Source organism: Heyndrickxia coagulans 36D1, from assembly GCF_000169195.2.
Taxonomy (GTDB): Bacteria; Bacillota; Bacilli; order Bacillales; family Bacillaceae_C; genus Weizmannia; species Weizmannia faecalis.
Genome location: NC_016023.1, coordinates 1,086,451 through 1,108,639, shown reverse-complemented (window position 1 = coordinate 1,108,639; position 22,189 = coordinate 1,086,451). Strand labels below are relative to the sequence as shown.

At 45.5% G+C, this 22,189-nt stretch carries 16 protein-coding genes, 3 pseudogenes and 1 CRISPR repeat array; of the genes and pseudogenes, 16 read left to right on the top strand and 3 right to left on the bottom strand.

Features of this window, described 5'->3' with window-relative positions; genetic code table 11:
- The first annotated feature begins 669 nt into the window (after window positions 1-669).
- From BCOA_RS22310 to BCOA_RS34585, 11 genes and pseudogenes are all read left to right on the top strand, one after another.
- A complete protein-coding gene (locus BCOA_RS22310) occupies window positions 670-1,236 on the top strand; it encodes a membrane-spanning protein (protein ID WP_230951711.1) in 567 nt (188 codons plus the stop codon).
- Window positions 1,229-1,816, top strand: coding sequence for a hypothetical protein (locus BCOA_RS22305; RefSeq protein ID WP_014096372.1), 588 nt, complete (start codon window positions 1,229-1,231; stop codon window positions 1,814-1,816). The genes BCOA_RS22310 and BCOA_RS22305 overlap by 8 nt, the downstream gene beginning before the upstream one ends.
- Before the next feature lie 384 nt (window positions 1,817-2,200).
- Window positions 2,201-2,920, top strand: coding sequence for a YebC/PmpR family DNA-binding transcriptional regulator (locus tag BCOA_RS22295; protein ID WP_014096371.1), 720 nt, complete (start codon window positions 2,201-2,203; stop codon window positions 2,918-2,920).
- Between the two features lie 198 nt (window positions 2,921-3,118).
- A complete protein-coding gene (locus tag BCOA_RS22290) occupies window positions 3,119-4,138 on the top strand; it encodes an STAS domain-containing protein (protein ID WP_014096370.1) in 1,020 nt (339 codons plus the stop codon).
- A gap of 187 nt (window positions 4,139-4,325) precedes the next feature.
- A complete protein-coding gene (locus BCOA_RS22285) occupies window positions 4,326-5,570 on the top strand; it encodes an acyl-CoA dehydrogenase (RefSeq protein ID WP_014096369.1) in 1,245 nt (414 codons plus the stop codon).
- The gene (locus tag BCOA_RS22280; RefSeq protein ID WP_014096368.1) at window positions 5,548-6,321 is read left to right on the top strand and encodes an SDR family oxidoreductase; all 774 of its coding nucleotides are present in this window, start codon (window positions 5,548-5,550) and stop codon (window positions 6,319-6,321) included. Before BCOA_RS22285 ends, BCOA_RS22280 begins: the two co-directional genes overlap by 23 nt.
- Window positions 6,322-6,391: 70 nt before the next feature.
- The gene (locus BCOA_RS22275; RefSeq protein ID WP_014096367.1) at window positions 6,392-8,005 is read left to right on the top strand and encodes a long-chain-fatty-acid--CoA ligase; all 1,614 of its coding nucleotides are present in this window, start codon (window positions 6,392-6,394) and stop codon (window positions 8,003-8,005) included.
- A 68-nt stretch (window positions 8,006-8,073) separates the two neighbouring features.
- Window positions 8,074-8,637 carry a TetR/AcrR family transcriptional regulator gene (locus tag BCOA_RS22270; protein WP_014096366.1) on the top strand — a complete coding sequence of 188 codons (564 nt, stop codon included), beginning with the start codon at window positions 8,074-8,076 and terminating at the stop codon, window positions 8,635-8,637.
- Window positions 8,638-8,852: 215 nt separating this feature from the next.
- On the top strand, window positions 8,853-9,257 hold the full coding sequence (locus BCOA_RS22265) for an acyl-CoA thioesterase (RefSeq protein ID WP_014096365.1): 405 nt from the start codon (window positions 8,853-8,855) through the stop codon (window positions 9,255-9,257).
- Window positions 9,258-9,299: 42 nt separating this feature from the next.
- The gene (locus tag BCOA_RS22260) at window positions 9,300-10,358 is read left to right on the top strand and encodes a phosphotransferase family protein (RefSeq protein WP_014096364.1); all 1,059 of its coding nucleotides are present in this window, start codon (window positions 9,300-9,302) and stop codon (window positions 10,356-10,358) included.
- Window positions 10,359-10,696: 338 nt separating this feature from the next.
- Window positions 10,697-12,575: direct repeats of the CRISPR family, unit length 30 nt; unit sequence GTTAGTATTTTACCTATGAGGAATTGAAAC.
- A 303-nt stretch (window positions 12,576-12,878) separates the two neighbouring features.
- A pseudogene (locus BCOA_RS34585) lies at window positions 12,879-13,007 on the top strand (transposase); the annotation flags it as partial.
- A gap of 37 nt (window positions 13,008-13,044) precedes the next feature.
- On the opposite strand, the pseudogene BCOA_RS34580 reads toward BCOA_RS34585, so the two are convergent.
- Window positions 13,045-13,916: pseudogene (locus tag BCOA_RS34580) on the bottom strand (transposase); the annotation flags it as partial.
- A 299-nt stretch (window positions 13,917-14,215) separates the two neighbouring features.
- Complete coding sequence (locus BCOA_RS22250; RefSeq protein WP_014096362.1) at window positions 14,216-14,764, bottom strand: hypothetical protein; 549 nt, start codon at window positions 14,762-14,764, stop codon at window positions 14,216-14,218.
- Between the two features lie 175 nt (window positions 14,765-14,939).
- Here BCOA_RS22250 and BCOA_RS22245 point away from each other — a divergent pair, with 175 nt between their 5' ends.
- The 5 genes and pseudogenes from BCOA_RS22245 to BCOA_RS22220 all read left to right on the top strand — a co-directional run bounded on the left by BCOA_RS22245 (window position 14,940) and on the right by BCOA_RS22220 (window position 20,493).
- Window positions 14,940-15,524 (top strand): TetR/AcrR family transcriptional regulator, encoded by a 585-nt coding sequence (locus tag BCOA_RS22245; RefSeq protein WP_029143158.1) that lies wholly within the window; start codon window positions 14,940-14,942, stop codon window positions 15,522-15,524.
- A gap of 452 nt (window positions 15,525-15,976) precedes the next feature.
- Window positions 15,977-17,440, top strand: a complete 1,464-nt coding sequence (locus BCOA_RS22240; RefSeq protein WP_014096360.1) for a transposase — start codon at window positions 15,977-15,979, stop codon at window positions 17,438-17,440.
- Between the two features lie 248 nt (window positions 17,441-17,688).
- Window positions 17,689-18,036: pseudogene (locus tag BCOA_RS22235) on the top strand (RNA-guided endonuclease InsQ/TnpB family protein); the annotation flags it as partial.
- Between the two features lie 231 nt (window positions 18,037-18,267).
- Complete coding sequence (locus tag BCOA_RS22230) at window positions 18,268-19,686, top strand: NAD-dependent succinate-semialdehyde dehydrogenase (protein ID WP_014096358.1); 1,419 nt, start codon at window positions 18,268-18,270, stop codon at window positions 19,684-19,686.
- Window positions 19,687-20,163: 477 nt separating this feature from the next.
- Window positions 20,164-20,493, top strand: a complete 330-nt coding sequence (locus BCOA_RS22220; RefSeq protein WP_029142939.1) for a hypothetical protein — start codon at window positions 20,164-20,166, stop codon at window positions 20,491-20,493.
- A 149-nt stretch (window positions 20,494-20,642) separates the two neighbouring features.
- Here the strand turns inward: BCOA_RS22220 and BCOA_RS22215 are convergent, their stop codons facing one another.
- Window positions 20,643-22,046: a glycosyl hydrolase family 28-related protein gene (locus BCOA_RS22215; RefSeq protein WP_041818239.1), complete on the bottom strand. Its 1,404-nt coding sequence runs from the start codon at window positions 22,044-22,046 to the stop codon at window positions 20,643-20,645.
- Window positions 22,047-22,189: the final 143 nt, after the last annotated feature.

Here is a 22,189-nt window from a genome sequence, read left to right as displayed (position 1 = left end):
TAACATTCCTGCTCCTTATGCGTTGCCAAAAGCCATATCTAACCTTGAATTTTGACGAGAAAAATCTATGTACGGTTTGCTGAATAAGCAAAATTCATAGATGTGGGCAAGGATGCTGACAGCTTAGGAAAAAATTTAAATGCAAGGGTTTTATGAAAGACCCATGAAAAAGTTGATCCAACGTATAGAGAAGACAGAATCGCATTTTCGCAGATGGATTCTTCTAGATCTTGCTGACAAATTGGGTACAAACGCAGAATTGGATCCGGGGTTCAGCAAACCCTAATATAGACGGGTTCTATGTGAAGGAAGGTCTTCGTTTTTTCGTGCTTCCTTAACGTAGACGAGCTCTATGTAAAGGCACAACGTCTTTTTTCCATGCTTCCTTAACATAGGGCTTGCTGAATAAGCAAAATTCCTAAATTTGACAAGGATGCTGACAGCTTAGGAAAAAATTTAAATGCAAGGATTTTATAAAAAATCCAGGGAAAAGCTTACACCAGAATCGCATTTTCGCAGATGGATTCTTCGAGAGCAGAGCTTGCTGAAAAATTGGGTACAAACGTAGAATTGGATTCGTTCAGCAAACCCTATGTTCATTTTATATAGGATGAAATGGAAAAAGAAAGGGTATCCTATTTTTGGAAAAGAACAGAACGGGGTGGAAAGGTGAAACGCATCATCATTATACTGCTCAGTACCGGCATGATGTTGCTTTTGGCCGGGCTTATGGTCTATTTTATTATAAAGCATGATACATTGCGGTGGGGAATTGCGGCCGGCGGGATTGTGTTAAGTACGCTGCCGCTCGGCTTATTATTTTTAAAACATAACCGAATCAATACGCCCTCGATTATTGGCTGGTATATTTTCGTGATTTGCTCCATCTGCCTCGGTTCGATCGCCGGATTTTACGGGCGTTTTTCGTGGTGGGACACGTCCGTTCACTTTTATAAGGGCATTTTTACAGCTTGTATCGGCGTTACGCTGTATAAAATACTGGTTCCGGAGGCGGCAAGGCGGGGCATGTCGCGCTTGATTCCCGCATTGTTTGCCCTCGGGCTTGCGATAACAGGGAGCGTTCTTTGGGAGATGTATGAATTTTTGGGGGATGTAATTGCCTCCCATACAATGCAGCGTGGCGGCAATACCGATACGATGGTGGACTTGCTGGCCGGATTTTTTGGCGGGGTGCTGATCGCGATATATACTGGATTCAGGAAACAAAATGTATAAGAAAGAAAGTGGGAATATGGACCGGAAAATTGTGTTTGGAATCAGCTTGGTTTATGTACTGTGGATGGCCGTTTTGTGCGCCATGCAATATACGGCCGGCGCGTCCTGGAAGGCTGCAGTCGCTGCGGGCGGGGTGATCTCGGGTGCAATTCCGCTTATCCTTTCGTGGGTTCCGCGCCTTCGGTTTCACCTGCCCCTTGTCATTTCTTATTTTCTTTTTTTAACCGGCTCCCAATATTTCGGATCGATCCGCGGCTGGTACGGCTTAGGCTGGTGGGACACCTTCCTGCATTTCGTGAGTGGCCTTCTTCTTGGATTTGCCGCGATCGCACTTTATGAACGGCTTGTGCACCGGGATGCGGGCAAGGCGATCTCCGCATGGTTTGTATTTTTATTTGTGCTTGGGTTTGCCGCGCTTGGCGGTGTAATGTGGGAGATCTATGAGTTTTCGGGTGACCAATTTTTTGGCACTACTTTGCAGGGCGGAGGAAACAAGGATACGATGACCGATTTGATTGCAGATGTGCTCGGCGGCCTGGTTGTGGCAACAGGGTCCGGGATACGAACGAAACGAAAGTGAGAAACAAAAACCAGCATGCCGCATGCGTGTGGAGCCCTGTGTTTCTGGACCTTTAAGAATGGTGGAATTTTAAAAAAATCTGCGGTTTTCAAGAAACCGGCGAAATAGAAATGGCTTGAGGAAATAAAGCGGAACCAAAAATCAATGGAAAGCGGATCTGAAAAACCAGCCATTTTCCAAAAACCAATGAAAAATGGCAAAACTGCGGAAAGATCATCCGGGACACCGGCGAAAAGGAAGAAAAAATTGGCACATCATGAATCCCGGCTATCCAACCGGGATGTTTTTTCAATTATTTTCCCCCACCGGAAAGCTTTTGGTGTATAATTCAACAATGGGCAAGTACGGAAGCATTCGAATTTTTGTTGAAAGTGAGTGATCCCCGTGGGACGCAAATGGAATAATATAAAAGATAAAAAAGCAGCAAGGGATGCCAATACGAGCCGCATTTATGCGAAATTCGGCCGCGAAATCTATGTTGCTGCGAAACAGGGTGTGCCGGATCCGGTGGCAAACAGCGCATTAAAAATGGTGCTCGAGCGTGCCAAAACATACAGCGTGCCGAAAGCGATCATTGACCGCGCGATTGAAAAAGCAAAAGGCGGCGCTGATGAAAACTATGACGAGCTGCGTTATGAAGGCTTCGGCCCGGGCGGCTCGATGATCATTGTCGATACGTTAACGAACAATGTCAACCGGACCGCCTCCGAAGTGCGCGCCGCTTTCGGGAAAAACGGCGGCAATATGGGGGTGAGCGGTTCAGTCGCGTATATGTTTGATAAAACGGCAGTCTTTGGCATTGAAGGGAAAACAGCGGATGAAGTGCTGGAACTTTTGCTTGAAGCTGATATTGATGTCCGCGATGTCTTTGAAGAAGACGGTGCCGTTATTGTTTACGCGGAACCGGACCAGTTTCATGCGGTTCAGGAAGCTTTTGAAAATGCCGGCATTACGGAATTTACCGTTGCCGAACTGACAATGTTGCCGCAAAACGAAGTCACATTACCGGATGAGGACCGGGAGAAATTCGAAAAACTGATTGATGTGCTGGAAGACCTGGAAGATGTCCAGCAAATTTACCATAATGTCAATTTAGATGATTAATTAAGATGGACGGCGGGGTGATCCCGCCTTTTTTTCGTATAAGCAAATTTCTTTGAAAGTAAGGCCCTGGTGTGTGAGCACATTTTCCTGCAAGCACGCGAATTTTGTCACATTACAAAACTCGTATCAATAGACGCAAGAAAACTGAACCGGTATAATAAGAATACAATTTATTGTACATAATAGAGGGGATATTCTGTGAGCGAACATCCGAATATACATGTGGGCGGTCTTCAATTTGAATGGGAATTGGAAAAAGGAAGATTCATTTTCGAAGGGGAGGATGCGGTCCTTTTCTGGATTCCAACCGCGATGCGCGATCTGTTTACTACAATTGAAGAAATATCCGGGGAAGAAGCATCCAATGTTGTCTTTGAAACAGCGGGTTTCCGTCAGGGATTGCTCGTTGCCGATTATTTTAATAAAATCAAAGATTTCGATGTGAAAAAGGCGTCTGAACTCATTACCACTACTTACGCATCAGCGGGCTGGGGAAGAGCCGTGATGAAAGACATGAACTTTGATCAGAAGACGTTGACGATTGAGCTGAAAGACAGCTGGGAGCATAAAATCAATGTGGCCCAGGGAAAGAAAACGGGCAGCAATTTTCTGCCTGCCCACTACGCTGGTATTTTTACCGGACTGTTCCATACAAATATATGGTATAAAGTCGTCCGGTATCAGATCGAAGGCCACGACTCCACGATCATTGAGTATTTCCCGTCGGATATCACGGTGTCACATAATATTCACCAGCTGGCGCGGAAAAAAGAAGCTGAGCAGATTATTCAGCTGGAGGCGCTCGTCGAAGATAAGACGCGGGAGCTGAAAGAACTCATCAAGCAGCTGTCCTCACCGATTATTCCGATTTTAGACGGCATTGTCGTCGTGCCTTTAATCGGGAAATATGACGATGAACGTGCCGAAGAGCTGGTAGAAAAAACATTGAAAAATTTGCCGCAGTACAAAGCAAAGTATTTGGTGCTTGATTTAACGGCACTCGATGTGGAAGACGATCCGCACAGCATCCAGTTTATTGAAAATATCGGAAAAGCATCTTCCTTAATCGGCACGCAAACGATCCTTGTCGGTATATCGCCGTCCATGAGCATGACCATTTCTTCTTCCGGGCTTGATTTCAGCCAGTTTGACTGCTTCCAGACGTTGCAGCACAGCATCCACTATGCGCTCGGACAATTGGGGAGGAAAATACTCTGATTGGCAAGGCCTGAAAAATCTGTTTCAAAAAGCGGGAGATTTGTTTCCCGCTTTTTTTATTTTTTACCGGGAAGATTCAACACAAATCGAGGAAATTCGGCTTATTTTTTTATTGAAATTTTCGAATGATTGTTTATAATGAAATTAACATACTAACCGGTTAGTCAACGGGGAGGGGATGAATCATATGGATTTTGATTACTCACCAAAAGTGAAGGCACTGATTTCAAAGCTTGAGCGTTTTATGGAAGAAAACGTCTATCCGGGTGAAAAGATCTTTGAGGAACAACTGAATGCACAGGAAACACGGTGGGCTGCTGTTCCGCCGATTATGGAAGAATTGAAGGCAAAAGCAAAGCAGGAAGGGCTTTGGAATTTGTTTTTGCCGGACAATGAATACGGGGCCGGGCTTTCGAACCTCGAGTATGCCCCGCTTTGTGAAATCATGGGAAGATCCATCATCGCCCCCGAAGTATTCAACTGCAATGCACCCGATACCGGAAATATGGAAGTGCTTGCCCGGTACGGAAGTGATGAGCAGAAAGAAAAATGGCTAAAACCGCTTTTAAACGGCGAGATCCGTTCGTGTTTTTCTATGACAGAGCCGGATACTGCTTCAAGTGATGCGACCAATATTTCATGCAGCATTGTACGTGACGGTGATGAATATATTGTGAACGGGCGGAAATGGTGGTCATCAGGCGCCGGCGACCCGAGGTGCAAAATTGCGATTGTCATGGGAAAAACCAATCCGGATGCACCGCGGCACGAACAGCAGTCTATGATTCTCGTACCGCTCGATACACCAGGCGTGAAGATTGAGCGGATGCTCCCGGTTTTCGGTTATGATGATGCCCCGCACGGCCATGCGGAAATTACATACGAAAACGTGCGGGTGCCGGCTGAAAATATCATTTGGGGGGAAGGAAAAGGGTTTGCGATTGCGCAAGGGCGGCTTGGGCCGGGCAGAATCCATCACTGTATGCGGCTGATTGGAGCTGCAGAGCGTGCGCTTGAACTTTTATGCAAGCGCATACAAAACCGTGCGCCGTTTGGAAAGCCACTCGCCGAACAGGGTGTCATCCGGCAGTGGGTGGCCGAGTCGCGTATTGAAATCGAGCAGGCACGGCTTCTGACATTGAAAGCAGCGTATAGGATGGACACGGTCGGCAATAAAGTGGCGAGAAAGGAAATTGCAATGATTAAAGCAGTGGCACCGCGGATGGCGCTTGCTGTGATCGACCGTGCCATCCAAGCGTTCGGCGGCGCCGGCGTTTCGGACGATTTTCCGCTCGCCCGGCTGTGGGCCAACGCGCGCACATTGCGGCTTGCAGACGGCCCGGATGAAGTCCACCTCGACCAGATTGCAAGGCTTGAGATAAAACCATACCAGGAAAGGGGATCGGCCGATGAACGTGTTAGAACTGTTTAGTTTAAAAGGAAAAACCGCCATCGTGACAGGCGGCGGTAGGGGGCTCGGTGAACAAATCGCGCGGGCATTTGCGGAAGCGGGGGCGGATGTCGTGCTCTGCTCCAGAAAAAAAGCGGCATGCGAAGAAGCGGCTGCACGCATCGAATCGCTCGGGGTGAGAGCGCTTGCAATGGAGTGTGACATTACAAATCGCACCCAGGTTGATGAAGTAGTCGCGGAAACCGTAAAACAGTTTGGCAAAATCGACATCCTCGTCAATAATTCCGGCGCGACCTGGGGGGCGCCTGCCGAGGATATGCCGGTTGAGGCGTGGGAAAAAGTGATCAGCACGAATGTGACCGGCACTTTCCATATGAGCCAGGCAGCCGGAAAAGCCATGATCAAGCAGGGGCACGGCAAGATTATCAATATTGCTTCCATTGCCGGGCTTGGCGGCGTCGATCCGCGCATCATGGATACGATCGGTTACAACACAAGCAAAGGGGCGGTCATCACGTTTACAAAAGATCTCGCTGCCAAATGGGGCAGGTACGGCATCCATGTGAACGCAATTGCGCCGGGCTTTTTCCCGACAAAAATGGCCAAAGTGATCATCGAACGCGGCAAAAACCCAATATTGGAAGCAACGCCGCTCGGCCGGTTCGGCAATGACCAGGATTTAAAAGGTGCAGCTGTTTTTTTGGCATCGGCAGCCTCGGACTACGTGACGGGGGATGTGCTGCTCGTTGATGGCGGCATGCACGTGCTTTAAAACCGGCAAGCCGGGCGGGTGGATGATGGTTAAGCAGTCCATTTGGCAATAAAAACAAGGGGGATTTGGAATGGAAAACAAAGTGTGGCATGCTGTCTATACCGATGAGATTCCCAAAGAAATTGAAGTGCTGGATATTCCGCTGTATCAAATACTTGCAACTGCAGCCGAAAAGTACCCGGACCGGACTGCCCTCTCTTTTTACGGCAGAAAGACGCCCTATGCGGAACTTTACAAAGCATCGCTTGCCTTTGCCTCCTCCCTTCAGAAAAGAGGCGTGCAAAAAGGCAGCAGGGTGGCGGTCATGCTGCCGAACTGCCCGCACTATGTCGTGTCCTATTACGGTGCGCTTATGGCAGGTGCGATGGTTGTCCAGATCAATCCGATGCTCGTTGAACCGGAAATCAGGCATATATTAAATGACTCGGGCGCCGAAACGATCATTGTCCTGGATGATTTGTACCCGAAAGTGCAGGCCGTCCGCCCGGAAACATCGCTGAAAAATGTAGTCATAGCCGGTTTTAAACCGGCGGCCGGCCCCTTGGATGAGGCCGAACCCTTTGATGCCTTGTTACAGGCAGGAACGGATTACAACCCTCCTGCGCTCGACCCCTGGGAGGATATTGCCGTGCTCCAGTACACGGGCGGTACCACCGGCCGGTCAAAAGGGGCGATGCTGACCCACCGGAACCTTCTTGCCAATCTGGTGCAAACATATGAATTTTTCAAACCGGTCATGGGGCCGGGAAAAGAACGGATTTTGACCGTTATCCCGCTTTTTCACGTATTTGGCATGACATGCGCCATGAATTATGCGATCTACACCGGTTCGGAATCGGTCATGCTGCCGCGTTTTGATCTTGAAGAAGTACTCAAGACCATCAAGGAAACGCAGCCGACCTATTTTCCGGGTGTGCCGACGATGTATGTCGCCATCACGAACCACCCGAAAGCGATGGAGTACGGGCTGGATTCCATTAAGACCTGCAACAGCGGGAGTGCACCGATGCCGCTCGGGCTTTTGCGTCAGTTTGAAGAAAAAACGGGGAGCGTCATTGTCGAGGGGTACGGCCTTTCGGAAGCTTCCCCGGTGACACACTGCAATCCGGTTTTCGGTAAACGCAAGCCGGGCAGCATCGGGATCGCGATTCCATCAACAGATTATAAAATCGTCGATGTTGCAACCGGCACGGAAGAACTGAAGCCGGGCGAGACGGGGGAGCTGATTGTAAAAGGTCCGCAAGTAATGAAGGGGTACTGGAACATGCCGGAAGAAACGGCGGAAGCACTCCGGGACGGCTGGCTGTACACCGGCGATATCGCGACGATGGATGAGGAAGGGTACGCTTATATTGTTGACCGCAAAAAAGATATGATCATTGCAAGCGGCTATAACGTATATCCGCGCGATGTCGAGGAGGTGCTGTATGCGCATCCCGCCGTCCAGGAAGCAGTGGTAATCGGTGTGCCGGATCCATACCGGGGTGAGACGGTCAAGGCATTTGTCGTGTTAAAAGAAGGGCAGAAAATGACGGAAGAAGCACTGATCGAATATGCAAGCGCCCATCTCGCCCCGTATAAACGCCCGAAGATCATAGAGTTCCGTGATGCGTTGCCGAAGACAAATGTCGGGAAAATTTTGCGCCGCAAGCTGCGCGATGAAGAAAGGAAAGTGCGCGAGTAAAAGCAGGAACGTGAAGCCGGGTATGTGATATAATTTTCTTAATATAGTAATAGATGGAGAGGACCGGCATGAAAGCGAAGATTACGGAACACAGCATACGCTTGTTTGAACAAAAAGGCTTCACGGAAACATCCATTCAGGATATCGTTGACAGCATCGGCGCGACAAAAGGCACGTTTTACTATTATTTTTCCAGCAAAGAACAACTTTTGATGGACATTCATATGGACTATATTACGAAACTTTTGGAAAAGCAGAAGGCCATCCTTTCGGAAAACGGATCGTGCAAGGCAAAACTGCATGCGCTTGTCCTGATGCTACTTGAAAGCATCAAAACGGAAAAAGCAAAAGCCCTTATCTTTTTCCGTGAGATCAAAAATTTAAGCGGTGAAAAGCTCGAACTGATTTTACAAAAACGCGAAGCTTTCCGCCTCGGGGTTGAAAAGCTGATCCGGGAAGGCATTGAGATCGGCGAGTTTGCGGGGCATCTGGACGCGAATCTTACTTCCTTTGCCATTCTCGGCATGGTGAACTGGAGCTACCAGTGGTTTCAACCGGAAGGCCGGAAATCAGCGGCAGAAGTGGCAGAACTGTTCATGGACATCGTCCTGCACGGGATTGAAAAAGCGTAGAGCCATATGGCTACCGAAATGGGGATGTTTTGAGATCAAGCCGGGTGGGTGGCAGCAGGGCTGCATGAAAAGTGCATACGTTACGGCGGCTGCGTCAGGAAATAGCCTTGTGAAAAGAAGGGGTGGCAGCAGCGGATCATTCATGGTCAGGGCCTTGCAAGGTGCAAAACCATACAGCTGCGGTAATGGTGTTCAAGCGAAAGGGAGGGATTTGTTTGCATGAATTGAAATTGCGGACACGCTTTTGCGAAACAGATGCAATCGGCCATATTAACAACACCAGTTACTTCATCTACCTGGAAGACGCCCGGTTGAAATTTTTTGAAAGCATCGGTGCAAGCGTGGAAATAAAAGATTTCAATATTATTCTAGCTTCAGTAAAATGCGATTTTATCAGCCAGGCGTTCTATAATGAAGAACTCACGATCCGGACCGGCGTGGCAAAGCTCGGCAATACGAGCTGTGAACTGGCCCATGAAATGCTGGATGCAGAAACCGGCCGTTTGATCGCAAAGGGGAAAGCAGTTGTCGTCTTTTTTGACTTTGATAATCAGCAATCACGCCCGATTCCGGATGATATAAGGGGCATCCTGGAAAAGCATTTGCAGCCGGTGATGTGAAAAAACGGCCTGCCTATTACGGGACACAAAGGGGAGAGGAAAATGAATTCAGACACTATTCCGGTCCGCAAAGGGGAAGAACTGGACTTAACCAGACTGCAGCAATATTTGCGCGAGAAGCTTCCGCAAATGCCGGATGCACCGCTTGAAGTTGCACAATTTTCAGCAGGCCGTTCGAATTTGACCTATCAATTAAAAGCAAGTTCGTGGGAAGCGGTGCTTCGGCGCCCGCCGCTTGGCCCGGTTGCCCCGAAAGCGCATGACATGGGGCGTGAATTCCGTGTGCTGAAGGCGCTCCGGCCGTTTTTCGCACCGGCTCCGGAAGTGTTGCTTTTCGAAGAGGACCCGTTTGTGATCGGCGCTCCGTTTTTTCTTATGGAAAGAAAGCATGGCATTGTGCTCGATACCGCTTTTCCGCCGGGAGTGGAGCCGAAAAAGGAAACGTGCCGGCGGATTTCCAGTATCATGGTTGACAGGCTTGTGGAGCTGCATGCGATCCCGTATGAAGAGACAGAGCTCCTTTCCATGTCAAAGCCGGCCGGTTTTCTCGAACGCCAGGTGAACGGCTGGATTGAGCGCTATCTGCGTGCGAAGACGGATGAAATTCCGGAAGCGGAGCCGCTCATCCATTATTTGCGTGACCATATTCCGCCGCAACAAGGTGCAGCCGTGATTCATTATGATTATAAGCTGAATAACGCGATGTTTAATGAAGATTTTTCGGAAATGACCGGCCTGTTCGACTGGGAAATGGCAACCATCGGCGACCCGCTCGCAGATCTCGGCGCTGCTCTCAGCTACTGGACGGAAAAAGATGACCCGGATTTGATCAAAAATGGGCTCGGCGAACCGTCCGTCACGACGCTGGACGGCTTCATGACGCGCCGCGAGTTTGTCGAAGCTTATGCGAAAAAAAGCGGACGCGACGTCTCGAACATCGATTACTACTTGATTTTCGGTTACTTTAAGCTTGCCGGCATTTGCCAGCAAATCTACTACCGTTACAAGCGCGGCCAGACACAAGACCGGCGTTTCGCCCATTTCGGCAACGTCGTCCGCAGCCTGATCCGGCACGCGGTGGAAGTGGCGGAGAGGGTTTAACGCAAGCGCTCCATAGCTGATTTAACGTAAAAGAAGGCGAATCTAGCATTTTCGCAGATGGATTCTTCTATAATATTGAAACAGCATTTACTGGCAAATCGGATACAAGCCAAAATCTGATTCGTTCAGTAAGCCCTAAATAAGATGCTCGTCAAAAATGTCGTCGACCTCCATTAGCGTAGAAAACCCGGGGGATCGACGACAAATTGTTAAAACGGGCAAGTCTTTGACACTATTGGTATTGCCTGGATTCCATTAGATGTTGAAGAGATTTTTTTGCGCAAGCAGGAAATTCCAGCGGTCATGGAGAAATGTTATAATATCAGTGAGTTTTTGGAGTTAGTATTTTACCTATGAGGAATTGAAACTTTGGCATAACCCATTGGTCTGTCTTCACTTGCCTAGTTAGTATTTTACCTATGAGGAATTGAAACATTTTTACCCATGCACCGTTGCAAGGAACATTTAGGTTAGTATTTTACCTATGAGGAATTGAAACCATGGACAGGCGTTCAGAAAGCTCTGTCCGGTATTAGTTAGTATTTTACCTATGAGGAATTGAAACAGGGTGTAAACTGGGTTTTAAAACGGGTAGGTGCTAAGTTAGTATTTTACCTATGAGGAATTGAAACCTGCTACAGCGATGTATTGGCGTGGCGCAATCTGGCGGTTAGTATTTTACCTATGAGGAATTGAAACCGCTTGTCCTCGTCGACTTCCGTGAAATATCGTTTTAGGTTAGTATTTTACCTATGAGGAATTGAAACTACCTATAGCTTTTTATACCAAATCAAAAATGTGCACCGTTAGTATTTTACCTATGAGGAATTGAAACCTTTTTTTGCCACAGTATGGGCAAATTACCGTTTGCGTTAGTATTTTACCTATGAGGAATTGAAACATATCCGGCCGCGATCAGATCCTTTGCCTCCTCGCCGTTAGTATTTTACCTATGAGGAATTGAAACCCCAGATACTGTACATTTAGTTGTAAAACGGTATAAAGTTAGTATTTTACCTATGAGGAATTGAAACAGGAGTGGTAGCCACGTACCAGTCAAACTGCATTTGTGTTAGTATTTTACCTATGAGGAATTGAAACAAAAATGACCAGTTATTAATTTTTTTGTGCTGTACCGTTAGTATTTTACCTATGAGGAATTGAAACACCGCGTATAAATTGCTAGGCCTTTCCTCGAGTATGTTAGTATTTTACCTATGAGGAATTGAAACGCATTTCCGCCATGGCCTGTTTTTCCGTGGCGTGCGTTAGTATTTTACCTATGAGGAATTGAAACAAGGCTTCTAAAAAAGATCCAATGCTAATTGCTCGTTGTTAGTATTTTACCTATGAGGAATTGAAACATTTTTAATTGCGTTGTTGAGAGACCCAAAGCTAAGTTAGTATTTTACCTATGAGGAATTGAAACTGAAGCAGGCCGAGCGCTTTCGTGCGCTGCTGGGCGTTAGTATTTTACCTATGAGGAATTGAAACTCCGATATATTATCGACAATCACGCCGATCTCGCCGGTTAGTATTTTACCTATGAGGAATTGAAACTCCCCTACGCCTTTCATGCTATTTTGTAAGGCGCCCGTTAGTATTTTACCTATGAGGAATTGAAACCGAAAATGCAAAAACTGGAGATAATCAAAAAGCAAGTTAGTATTTTACCTATGAGGAATTGAAACTTAAAAAAGCTGGAGTAAGGCATATCCGCCTGCACGTTAGTATTTTACCTATGAGGAATTGAAACACCGCGTATAAATTGCTAGGCCTTTCCTCGAGTATGTTAGTATTTTACCTATGAGGAATTGAAACCTCGCTGTGACATAGTAAGGCGTTGTTTTTGCCGTGTTAGTATTTTACCTATGAGGAATTGAAACTTCGTTTGAGTCTACTAGCTGGACGCGATATTTTTGTTAGTATTTTACCTATGAGGAATTGAAACGCGACTGTAAAACTAGAGTTGATACGATATAAACCGAAGTTAGTATTTTACCTATGAGGAATTGAAACATCGCTTTGCTAAACCAAATCCTGGTTAGCTGTGGATGTTAGTATTTTACCTATGAGGAATTGAAACGCAGTATTCCAGTCAGTAAACACGTTGGAAAATACCGTTAGTATTTTACCTATGAGGAATTGAAACAGACAAAGAGGGAGGCACAAATTGCCGCCGCCGAAGTTAGTATTTTACCTATGAGGAATTGAAAAACACTCAATATAGCCAGTGGGAAGTTAATTTCTATTCTGAAAATATGTGCCGACTTGATTTTCATTCACCCGCTGGTGTCGCGTTCACTGCGGCACGGACTCCTAATTGAATAAGAAATAAGTCACTTTCACAGTCTATCCCGCTGAATCAAATTTAACGGCTTTCCGAAAGAAGTCTCCCATCCTCAAGGAATGTGAAGGTGCGAATCGCACCAATGAGTAGGTGGGAGATGAATTTCGGTTGGCTTTAGCCAAAGGTTTTGATATAAACAGTCTTAGATGGAATAAAGGGTTGATATATCAATGAAATTAGATAGTAATAATCATTCAGTATTCCTACTGCATTATCACCTTGTATTGGTTGTAAAATACCGTAGACAAGTATTCGATAGCGAAATATCTGATTTTGCAAAAGATATGTTCGCTGAGATTGGAAGTAAATAGGGCTTGCTGAACGAATCAAATTTGGTCAGATACAAGCCAAATTCCGATTATCAAAATATAAAATAGTGTTGTGTAAAAATTTCAAAAAAAGAACCCTGAGCTTGCGCTCCAGATTCAGTATGAGGAATTGAAGGGCTACTACTGTTTCGCTGGTCTCCTGAAGGCGTGCTCGAATAAGGCCCAGCCCATACTTGCGCTTGCCTTCGCCAAATTTGCCTTCAACGGCATTACGTTCAGAGGCATCCTGCCTTGCGACATGTTCTAAGGTTTTGTCTTCCATTTTGGATGGACGTCCTAACCTTGGCCCACTCCGACGAATGCCAAGAGATTTACAGTATGCCAGATTATTACGGTTTCGGTAAATTTTATCTGCCAAGATCGCTTCCGGATAAAATCCGAACCGGTTGTAGTAGTTTTCAACAAATTCCTTGAGAGTGGTCCCTTCATTGTAATTTTCCCAGTCGAGGTGCTCAATCAAGGCATAACCATCTACGACACTGATGGCGACTTTTGAACCGAACTCCACGTTCGCTTTTGCCTTGTCGCGCACAATTGGACGTACATGTGGCTGAGATATGCTAATAATCCGGTGTGTCTTTGTCCGGTACATTTTTTTGTTTCCGGTAAAGTTCATGAATAGCCAAAAGTTGTCTGTATTCATATTTCCTCAATAAGGATAATCTGTTTCCGCTGTCGTAACTTTGCGATCGATAGGTATTTTTTTCTTGCTCGTTATCAATAAGTCCGTGGCTTTTTTATAGTTCCTTTTAATGGTTCATGTAAGACATCAATGATATGATCTAGTTTTTCACTTGTTTCGTTCAATAGTTTAAAATCGGTGGGGTAGGAAATATCAGCCAGTGCACAAGTTGCATCTAGAATCAGTTCTCCTCAATTTTCTTTTGTATCGGAAACATTGTTATCTGTTTGGGCCTTATTAACAGAATAGTCGTTACCATCATTATTGTCTTGATTGTTATTTTGATTCTGCTCCCTCTATTCTCTATACGTGTAGTATATAATATTCATGATAAATACCCAATGTAATAAATATTTATAACTACAAGATATAGTCGTAAATTATAAAAAAAAGACGGTAATTCATCTCCCCATTAAATTACGGAGGATAATGACCGCTTTACCTAAATGCCCTTGAGAACCTTTTCCTTGTTTTTTTAAATGTCACAGAACTAGTTTTATATTGTTGGTTTTCCTGGTTGTCTTGGGAATACAAAATAGGAAAGGGAAATAAGTAAATCAATGATTAAAACAAGCGACCAAATCCCCAGTACTTGAATAAGCGCCTTTGTCCGTTCATAGTCATTAATAAAATAGTAAATAATTCCAATTAAACTTGCCCCAATTAAGTACGAAAGAAGATGACGCCCCCAGCTTTTCAAATTCTGTTTGGCAAATTGTAATCCATATAATTTAACCGGTTTTGGTCCGGTTTTTGTGATATAGTACTGAAAATGCTCATCAGCCCAACGAATCATGCTTTTTCCAAATCCAACAGAAATACCAATATAGATAGCTGCGAGTGCATGAGCTTTTGTTGCCGTCGTCCCGCTATAAAGGTCGAAAGTTGCAGCAATTATCAAGATCAGGTCTACAACAGGTGTTAGTGCCAAAAAGATGAAACCCAGCTTCTCCTTCTTCAATAAATAACGGAAACTCAACCCAAGTAAAATAAAAACCCAAAAGCCGATTTCACAAGCAATTATTAACCAAATTATCCAATTCATTTCCATCACCTTTTTTTACAAAATAAGAATCAAAATACAGGGAAAAATTTTGATAACGATTTTTCCCAAACACCAGGCATCACCGTTTTTTAATACAAATGTGCTAAATAAATCATAACAAACATTTTTATTTAATACAAGTGTATTATTTAAATTTTTATGGTAAACTGATAGTATGCCAAAAATTGTTGATCATGATAATAGAAAAAAAGCAATTGCTGAAGCGACTTGGCAAGTTATTTTAGAGCAAGGAATGAAAGGGGCGACAGTACGAAATATTGCTAGGAAAGCGGGGCTATCATTAGGCGCTCTTAGACACTATTTCTCCACCCAAGAAGAATTGTTAATTTACGCGATGGATCTGGTGAAAGAGAGAGTGGCTGAACGGGTTGAAAAAATTGCTTTAAAAAACTTGCCGCCAAAGGAAATGATTTTACAGATGCTTTTGGAAATTGTTCCGACAAATGAAACGACAAGAGCTGAAATGGAGGTTTGGCTTGAATTTGTATTATATTTCCGCAATAAAGGAAACAGGGAAAGCCAAAATGATGGGATTTTGGAGGGGATTCAAAAGCTGTTGGATTCACTGGATCGGGCGCAATTTCTAAAAAAAGAGATCGACAAAGATTTGGAAACGGAGAGATTGTGTGCATTAATTGACGGATTGGCTATTCACGCCATCTTGAACCCAACAAGACTGACAAAAGAGCGGATTATCTCGATATTGGCTCATCATATCGACGAAATTTGTCATTTTTAATTTTCGGTACATTTAAGGGGTTAGAAAACACGCCCCTTTTCATTCGCGGTGTCTCTCTTCTATATTTTGATTCATTTTCAAGTATAATGTTTAAGAAGTTTTATGTTTCAGAGCCCTTGCCAAAATGCTATATCCCCTGAAACTGTAAGCAGTCAGACAATTAAAGGTCGTTGATTTATTCCACTAAAGAAAAAAGACGTTTGTAGGAACATTATGACAAATGTAAAAAGAAATTGTGAGTTTTTGATTTTAATGGGGTAAATTTATTTATGATAAGTGTCTAAATTTTTCCACTTTGGTCGGTTTTAGGCGGGTTTCAATAGATTAAGCTACTCATTCCTGTGGTAAATATTGTAAAACGGAAAAGGATGATTTTTTTTGAAAAAAAAGAGCCATGAAAGCCACTCCTTTGTTAAGATATAAGTACGACCAAATATCCAGGGAGTGATTTCATGACTATTTCTATTCTAACACAAACCAGAGACTTTTCAATACAACAAAATTTGATTCCCCACAATTGGCAAGACTATGCCGATATACCATTTGTCATTCCATCCATGTGTTTCCCATGGGAGATTTTTAAGCCGATTGAACGAGAATACTACACCCTTTTATATTTGCACCTAAAAAATGAAAGAGCACATGATCCTTCTAATGAAATACAACCGGCACTATTTTCAATAACGGAGGAAGAAGACAAGTCTGCGTCTTCATTATTTCATCTCCCTTCCACTGGGAGAAAACCGCATCCTTTCATGCCCTTTTTTCGTGCTTTTGAACTGGCCTCTTTACAGTATATTGAAGTGATGGTGGAGAGTGTCTATTTGCAAGTGAAATCAAACCCGCTATTTGCCACCATGTGTGGATTTACGGAGAAAATTCCGAGCTACCGTTCCTTTGCTCGTTTTGATCAAATCATGACAACAAATGGTCTTTGGGAAAAAGCCCGGCTATTGGTTGTTGAATATCATAAAGGGGAAGGCGTGGTTGAAACGAATGAGGAAGCAGCCGCCGTGGATACATCGCATATAGAGGCAGAAGCAACCTTGAATAAAACAAGGAAGACGTGTTCTTGTGAGGGTAATTGCGATTGCCCCAGAGTCCTTACGGACGACAATGTAGGGGTAATGCGTAAAAGTAATGCAGTCTCCTATATTGCGCATAAATTATCAATGGTAAGCGGGGTGAGATCCGGTTTGCCTTTGACGCGGGAAGTATTTAAAGGAAATACACCCGATGGGAAAACATTAGAACCGACATTGGAAACGTTTAAGGCAGAGCACCCCGAGATGGCTGAGCAGTTGAGCTTTATCCTGGCAGATGGAATCTACCAAACGCCGGAAAATCAAAAAGTGACAAAGGATGTATTACAGGCGAAATTGGTGGCACCGATCAATCCACGGAACCGTAAAGATAAACCAACTACCGCCCGGGGGATTGAAAAAATCAACCGGTACGGCACTCCCATCTGTATCAGTGGACATAAAATGGAACTTAGAGGATCTGATCGGGAAAAGGGGCAATATATTTACACTTGTCCTGTATTTCATCCAAATGCCAAGCAAGAAGGTCTCACCTGCCCGCTAGCGAATCACGCGGAATGTTGTAATGGGGCAGCACAAGGAAGAGTATTTAGGATAGACTTTGATCAAACGCCTCAAGTAGATGTCGAGTTGCCGCAACATGGGCGCACATTTGAAGTGTTATATAGTGCCAGAACGGTCATCGAACGAATCTTTGGCATTCTAAAAGACGGATACAGTCTCCGTCGTGTTCACAAGCGTGGGAAACAGGCAGTTGAAGCTCATGTAGATCGATGCATGATATCTATGCATATCATGGCAAATATGGCGTACCATCAGACTGGAAAGGCCAATTGTGGATGGACACGCAATCGGCTGCAAAGAGCAAATTAAGTTATTCACAGGTGAATGTGTGAATAACTCAAATGAACGTTTTCTTTCCACAAAGGGTAGTGAAAAAAACCATTTTGTGAAGGCGGGATACGTATGCCCTTTTTTTGAAGAAAAATGACCGTTTTACTTCTATTTGAATTGAAAATCTGGATGTGAATTGAAAATCTGGATGAAAAGGCAAAAAAATCGGGATAATTAATTTTCCAGAGCCTCGCTCAAGGGTATATTTTTATTTTGGCAGAGGCTCTCATCATAAGTCAAAAGAATTAGCTTCTAACTTTGATGCTGTCGTGATTGAGGACTTGAACATGAAAGGGATGTCTCAAGCCCTTCACTTTGGGAAAAGCGTTCACGACAACGGTTGGGGGATGTTCACTACTTTCTTAGCGTATAAGCTAAAAGAACAAGGGAAACAACTTGTGAAAATTGATAAGTGGTTTCCCTCCACTAAGAAGTGTTCTTGTTGTGGTGCAGAAAAACCTGTGAAACTATCTGAACGCACCTACCGTTGTTCGTGCGGTTATGCGGCAGATCGCGACTATAATTCAGCAATCAATATCAAAAATGAAGGTATACGTTTATTAGCGTTATCATAAGTAACAAAACTCTTGGAACAAGAGGGATAGCTCGGTCAGTTTTCGTTGGCTAGTAAAAGCAACGATAAGTCAAGAAGCCCCCACTTCAATTAGACCGCAAGGTCAATAAGTGGTGGGTAGTTCACTTCTGAAATCACGAACACACCTGCCATGCGAAACAAATTTTGCAATCATGAAACAGGAAAAATCATCTGAAAAATCGTAAACTATTACTCGAAGGGAGATGGAGCTATGGAAGACTATTTGATGTACTTGAATGGTGAATGGACGGGGGAAGGACTGCCAAAAATCAAAGTGGACAACCCTGCGTCCGGCGAAGTGATTGCGACGATTCCAAAAGGCGGGGAAAAGGAAGCTAAGCTCGCTGTTGACGCGGCGCATGCGGCTTTTCCGGCGTGGGCGGCGCTTTCTGCCTATGAACGAAGTGCCTACCTCCGCACGTGGTTTGAACTGATCCGTCAACATGAAAACGAGCTTGCCAGGACGATGACCATTGAACAGGGCAAGCCGCTCAAGGAAGCACTCGGGGAAATGCGTTACGCAAATGGCTTTATCGAGTGGTTTGCCGAAGAAGGAAAGCGTGTGTATGGCGAAACGATTCCGGCATCCGCTACCAATAAACGCCTGTTTGTCCATAAACAGCCGGTCGGCGTTGTCGCGGCAATTACCCCGTGGAATTTCCCGGCTGCCATGATTACCCGCAAAGTTGCACCTGCGCTTGCTGCCGGCTGCACCGTTGTCATCAAACCGGCAAAGCAGACACCGCTTACTGCCTTGAAGCTTGCTGAGCTTGCTGCAAAAGCCGGCATTCCGAAAGGCGTCATGAATGTGATAACCGGGAGTGCGAAGGAAATCGGGGACACGTGGCTTGCCGATGAGCGTGTCCGCAAACTTACTTTTACCGGATCGACCGAAATCGGGAAAGAGCTGATGCGCGGTTCAGCTGACACGGTGAAAAAAGTGTCGCTGGAACTTGGCGGGCATGCACCGGTTATCATCACGAAACATGCGGATCTCGATAAAGCTGCTGAGGGCACGGTCGCTGCAAAATTCCGCAACGCCGGCCAGACTTGTGTATGCTCGAACCGCATATATGTACAGGAAGAAGTGTATGAAGCTTTTACCAAGAAATTCACAGAAAAAGTGAAAGCGCTCCGTGTCGGGGACGGACTTGCAGAAGGCACGGATATCGGGCCGCTGATTGACCGGAATGCGGTTGAAAAAGTAGAACATCACGTCAAAGACGCGGTGGAAAAGGGAGCTACCGTGGAAACAGGCGGCAGCGCGAAAGATGGGCTTTTCTTTGAACCAACTGTCATTTCCAATGTTACCGATGAGATGATATGCATGAAAGAAGAAACATTCGGGCCGCTTGCACCGGTAACGAAATTTACGGATATTGATGAAGCGATCCGGCGTGCCAATGATTCCATTTACGGTCTTGCTGCGTATGTATTTACGGAAAATATTTCGGAAGGCATTCAAATTGCAGAGGGGCTGGAGTATGGCATTGTCGGGCTGAACGATGGGCTTCCGTCCACGCCGCAGGCTCCATTCGGCGGTTTCAAGCAGAGCGGCCTCGGCAGGGAAGGCGGCCGTTACGGTATAGAAGAATTTTTGGAAGTCAAATATATTTCCCTCGGTTTATAAGTGCCTGGCCCGGCACACCGAAATAGGCGGGATCCCTAAATGGGGGTTCCGCTTTTTTGGTTCCAAACCGATTGCGGGAAGAGGACGAAATATTTCGGCAAAAAAGAATTAAACTTGGTTCCCAATGCCGGGAAGCCTACTAAGATCCGGGTAGTGCCCGTTAGTCTTTTAGAGTTCTTCGACAAGACAAAGGCCATCCCAACCACGGTTCAAGAAAACTTTAAAAAAAGATTCAGGCCTAGGTCCCAATGCCCCAGCCTCAGGACAAAGGGCATCCGGGCAGTGGCCGGTAAAAAGACAAAATGCAGCAAATTTCCCGGGAAAGCGTCCTTTATGGTAAAAAGAAGATAAAACAAACACGATGAGAGACAACTTGCAACAAAATTTTCGACACGTGGGCAATGAAAGACATATCGCAACAAACTCACGCGCATTGGCTCCGCGGAAGATCAAATGTCCTGTTGGGGCGTCTTTCACTTGCAGGATGAAGCAAAGCCGGTGAAAATTTTGTATAGAAATGTTTTTCGACGCCATCATCATGACAAAAGACACCAAGTTTCCCCGGGAAATGATTTTTATAGAGGATTAAAAATGACAAATATTCGGAAATCATCATCCGAAAAAAACGCCTCTGCTGCAAGAGGGATAAAACAGCCGGCACGTATTTTCAGGACACCCATCCATGCTGCGGCGGGTGCGGCGACACCAGAGAACGAAAATGGGCAAACGCATATTTTCAAAATAGAAGCCTGCCGCATTGGATACGGAATGGGCAAAAGAATGAAAATAGGCCGGCACAATTTTTAGGGTAGGCCAAAGAACATTTCTTCACCAAACAAGCACTACAGCTACTCTCCAGGATTCAGACTGGGATTGCAAAGATTCGACCGGAATTCGGTTTTCTTCAGACAAAGGAAAGATTTCCGCGCAGATTCTCTCTCTGAATTGATCGAGCATTACAACAGTACGCATTTGTCTTTGCCCTTGATCCGTTTCGCATTTTGAAACCCGCTGATTTCTACATTTTTCAAGATAACATTTTTTGCACGGTACTGGATGGCGACAACAGGATTTCCCTTGAAATCGTAATCCGGGTCGCCAAGTGCTGTCAGCCCGTTAATGACAACGTTCCGATAAGCGGAAACAACGAGGCTGCGCGGCGTTGAACCTTCATATAAATCCGTAAACACCGGCGCGATGGAAACAAGATTGGCCGCCACAATATGGTCCGCGCTTTTCGAATCGCTATCCTTACCTTTATGGTGACCGATATGCCGGAAATTGAAAGAACGGTTGTCGCGGACAGAAAGATGGCCGTAAAGGTGGACATGAGAAGCAGCCGAAGCATTGTGATGGGCTTTGATTTCGACACCTCCGAAACAGCCGCTTGAAGCATTATTGTAAAGCCAGACATGGCGCGACCCGTCATCAATCTCAATGCCATTGGAGTTGGAAAACCCTTTTTTGTGGGCCTTTCCACTCGGGTTGTAACAGAAAGAATTTGAAATAAAGCAATAGTCGCTATGGTGGGTGGTAATGCCGTCATCACCGAATCCGCTTGCCGTAAGCCCGTCCAGCCAGATATAGCGGCTCCTTCCCGGGGCGAGAAAGCCGTCGCCCAAATAATGATACCGGGCAGACGATACATCAAAACCATGCAGGCCGGCCCCCGCCGCCTCCACATTTTTCACCCAGCCGAACGTGACGTGCGCAAAAGTCAGACAGCTTGAACGGTTATTTCCTGCTGCCGTTCTTTCCTCATTTCCGAGCCTTTCGACATTCCAGTCCAGCGAGAGCCCTTCCACCGATATATGGTGATTGCCGCGGTGGAAATGGGCGTTTTGGATAAGACGCGTTTTTTTCGGCGCATGCGGATGGAGTTTGATGACTGTTACGCCTTTTCCGCTGCCGCAAAGGCATGTCCATGAAGGCAGCTTAAGCCCCTTTACAAGATAAATGCCTTCCGGTACGATCACTTTCACGCGGCCGTTTCCCAGTGCTTTTTGGAATGCCGCTGTGCAGTCGGTTTTTCCATCGCCGGCAGCCCCGAAATCTGCCACATTGACTGTACGGGATGCCACAGACAGCAGCCGGCTGTATTCTTGATCCAATATCGTTTTCCATTCCGGGTAGACAAGGCCGTTCTGATCTGCAAGGGTTTTATACGGTTCAACCGGATATCTCCGGTTCAGCAGCAGCCGTGAAAGGGAAAACGGTTTGTGAAATTCCGGCTGGCAGTATTTTTGAAAAAGCGCTTCATTTTCCTGGATTAGGGTACCCGGCTGGACTGCCCTGCGTGAAAGCTGGCGCAGCAGCATGCCGTTTGTCCGGGGGTCATGATGCTTATCCAAATGAATCATTTTTTCACCCCGCTTTGGCTTCATTCAGTCTCTGTCATTGGATATATGTAGTTTACCCCCGCAGGTTGGAAAACGCACTGAAAAAGGAAGACTCTTTTCTAAATCATTGTTGTTGGCATAAAAAAGATTGAATTTCATGTTAA